This is a genomic window from Streptomyces sp. MB09-02B, from assembly GCF_033794485.1.
Lineage (GTDB): Bacteria > Actinomycetota > Actinomycetes > Streptomycetales > Streptomycetaceae > Streptomyces.
This window is the reverse complement of the sequence record NZ_JARGEE010000881.1, coordinates 1-1,234: the sequence shown is the minus strand read 5'-3', so window position 1 is coordinate 1,234 and position 1,234 is coordinate 1. Positions and strand designations below refer to the sequence as shown.

Here is a 1,234-nt window from a genome sequence, read left to right as displayed (position 1 = left end):
GCCCGACGCAGCGACGCGGCACCCCCTTCCCCCGCTACGGCGCCGCCGCCCCCGTACTCTCACGGACGATCAGCTCGACCGGGATGACCGGCTCCCTCTCCAACGCCTCCCCCGCGTCCTCCGGATCGTCCAACTGCGTCAGCAGCAACCGCAGCGCCCGCCTGCCGATCTCGGAGTAGTCCGTACGGATCGTGGTCAGCGGCGGCAGCAGGTGCGCCGCCTCCGGGATGTCGTCGTAGCCGACCACGCTGACGTCGTCCGGCACCCGGCGTCCCGCCTCGTGCAGGGCGCGCAGCAGACCCACAGCCATCTGGTCGTTGGAGACGAACACGGCGGTGACGTCGGGGCGGGCCGCGAGCCGTCGGCCCAGCGCGTAGCCGGAGTCGGCGCTCCAGTCCCCGACGAGGGGTTCGTGGACGACCGCACCGGCGTCCCGCAGGGTCTCCTGCCAGCTCGCGGCGCGTCGGTCGGCGGACGTCCAGCCGGCGGGGCCCGCGACGTGCCAGACGGTGGGGTGGCCGAGGCCCAGCAGGTGCCCGGTCGCCAGCCGGGCGCCGGCCGTGAAGTCCGAGGAGACCACGGGGGTGCCGTCGCCGAGGCCGTTGTCCAGCATGACCAGCGGGGTGTCCGGGCGGGCCCCCGCGAGTGCGGTGGCGACGGGCCGCTGGGGGGCGATGGCGATGATCCCGTCCGCGCCCTCGGCCGACAGCCGTTCCACCGCCTGGACGACGGTGTCCCGGTCGGCCGTGTCCAGGGCGATGGAGCTGACGAGGTAACCCGCCGTCTGGGCGGCGGTGTTGATCGCGGTGAGGGTGGAGGCGGGGCCGTAGCGGGCCGCGTCGAAGGAGATCACGCCGAGCATCCGGGTGCGGCCGCTCGCCAGGGAGCGGGCGCTGCGGCTGGGGCGGTAGCCGAGCGTCCGCATGGCCTCCAGCACGGCCTCGCGGGTCTCGGCCCGGACCGCCGGGTTGTCGTTGAGGACGCGGGAGACGGTCTGCTTGGAGACACCGGCGAGGCGGGCGACGTCGTCCATCACCGGGCGGGAGCCGGCGAAGTTGCGTCGGCTGCGGGTACGGGTGGCCTCGCCGGGGTCGTGGCCGGCCGCGCCGCCGTCCGGGGTGCTTCGGGGCATGCGGCGTCCTTATACAAACTCCGGGCCCCCGAGAAAGGCAGAAAACCCTGAATCCCGCTCTTGCTTGAAAAAAAAAAAAAATAAAATAAAAAAAGAGTAGAA

At 72.4% G+C, this 1,234-nt stretch carries 1 protein-coding gene; it reads right to left on the bottom strand.

Annotated elements, in window-relative coordinates; translation table 11 throughout:
- Positions 1-34: 34 nt before the first annotated feature.
- A complete protein-coding gene (locus tag P1P70_RS44820) occupies positions 35-1,132 on the bottom strand; it encodes a LacI family DNA-binding transcriptional regulator (RefSeq protein ID WP_319248276.1) in 1,098 nt (365 codons plus the stop codon).
- Between the last annotated feature and the right edge of the window lie 102 nt (positions 1,133-1,234).